General features: G+C 56.9%; 2 protein-coding genes. Both read left to right on the top strand.

Annotated elements, in window-relative coordinates; translation table 11 throughout:
• Window positions 1–267: 267 nt before the first annotated feature.
• Window positions 268–1011, top strand: a complete 744-nt coding sequence (locus DW003_RS09805) for a DMT family transporter (protein ID WP_233545572.1) — start codon at window positions 268–270, stop codon at window positions 1009–1011.
• A gap of 225 nt (window positions 1012–1236) precedes the next feature.
• Window positions 1237–1811, top strand: a 575-nt coding sequence (locus DW003_RS09800) for a PTS sugar transporter subunit IIC (protein ID WP_147352203.1), incomplete at its 3' end; no start/stop codon positions are given.

The raw sequence follows: 1811 nt of genomic DNA, 5'->3' as shown, positions 1-1811 counted from the left end.
TCGTCGGCGCGTTCTTCGGCGTGCTGGCGTAAGGGCCCGGCCTATTATCTGCCCCCAAGGGAAACGGCGACCCATTGCGGTCGCCGTTTTTTATTACCGAAAGCTAGCTGGAGGTGCTTCGTGATTCGATCTGACAATCCACCCGATAACGGCGTGAGCGGGGCGATGTATCTATTTGGCACCGCGCTCTTGTGGAGCTTTATCGGTATCCTCGTTCACGCCAATTCGCAGTCAGCTCTTTTGATCGGTGCCGTCACGGCAATATTTATGGCACTCTTTATCCTGCTCGTCGGCAGGCCTGTCCTCCGCGTCAGCCGTCTTATTGCCCTTGTGGCCGTCTGCAACTTCGTGACGGGCACCACGTTTAACTTTGCCAACCAGCTCACGACGGTCGGCAACGCGATCGTCCTGCAGTACACCTCGATGATTTTCGTTATCGTGTATCAATCGCTCGCAACTCACACGTTGCCTTCGCCTGCTAAGATCGCCTCTGTGGTGGTTGCTTTTACGGGTATGGGACTTTTCTTTTTAGGTGATTTGAGTCCCGAGGGCATGCTCGGCAACCTGCTTGCCATCATTTCGGGCGCCGCCTTTGGGCTGTGCTTCTTTTTGAACTCTCGCCCCGACGCCTCGCCCATGGTGTCCTCGCTCATCTCCTGCGGTATCTCGATGCTGCCGATCGTCTATTTTGCTGGTGCCCTAGACTCCGTGAGACCATTTGAGTGGGGGCTCATGCTGGTGCATGGCCTTTTTTGCAGTGGTCTTGCGAGCGTGCTGTATGCCAAGGGGATTGCGCGCACCAACGCGTTTGCGGCCAACTTGGTCTGCATGAGCGAGGTCGTGCTCGCTCCCTGCTGGTCGGCGCTCCTCTTTGGCGAGGTCTTTCACTGGAACGAGTTTTTGGGCGCGGCGATTATCGTTTTGGTGATTGTAGCCAACTTGGCATCCGATGCCTTTGGCGATGGCTTTCTGGTGGCGCTTGTCCGCCATCGAAACAAAGAGCGTGCCTGATGGGATACGTCTGCCGTTTACGGTAAAAAACACCCCGCTGAGCGAGTGGTATTAAATAGTAAGAACCTGCATACCTATAATTGGTATCAAATCATTTGTACCTGGCATGGGTGTTAACAGCACACCAGGTACGCTTCGAGCCGTGTAATCGAACTCCCGGAATTGATATCAACAACGCGCGCGACGGGAGTGGCGACGGTTCGAGATTCCTTATTGGGAGGAATTATGCTTGTCCAAGCAATCCTCGTCGGCTTAGTCGGAGCGTTTGGATGCTTCGATTACCAGCTCGGCACCCTCTACGCGTTCCGCCCCATCGTCCTGTGCCCGCTCGTGGGCCTGGTCCTGGGGGACCTACAGACCGGTCTTGCCGTGGGTGCAAGCCTGGAGCTGCTGTTTATGGGCTCGATCTCCATCGGCGCCTACGTACCGCCTAACGAAACCGTCGGCGGCGTGCTCGCCTGCGCCTTCGCCATCCAGCTCGGCCAGGGTACCGAGACGGCCATCGCGCTCGCCATGCCCATCGCCGTCCTTTCGCTGACGATTGGTAACATTACGGATGCTGGATTCTCGATCATTGTTGACATTGCTGACAAGTGCGCTGCCAAGGGCAACCTCAAGGGTATCTACGCGGCACATTGGAGCATGGGCCTCTTTGGCTGCCTTGAGTACTTCCTGCTGTGCGGCGGCGCATTTTACCTGGGCTCCGACGCCATCCAGGGCCTGCTCGACTTCATCCCGTCCTTTGTAATCGATGGTTGCGGCGTTGCCGCCAACATCCTGCCGGCCATGGGCTTCGCCAT

This window comes from Collinsella sp. AF36-3AT, assembly GCF_003475205.1.
Lineage (GTDB): Bacteria > Actinomycetota > Coriobacteriia > Coriobacteriales > Coriobacteriaceae > Collinsella > Collinsella aerofaciens_AF.
Note: the sequence above shows the minus strand (reverse complement) of the source record. Positions and strands in the feature narration are given on the sequence as shown.

What these genes read in the sequence shown, in the direction of transcription:
- DW003_RS09805 (WP_233545572.1), top strand. Translation starts at nt 268, where the DNA reads ATGGCACTCTTTATCCTGCTCGTCGGCAGGCCTGTCCTCCGCGTCAGC.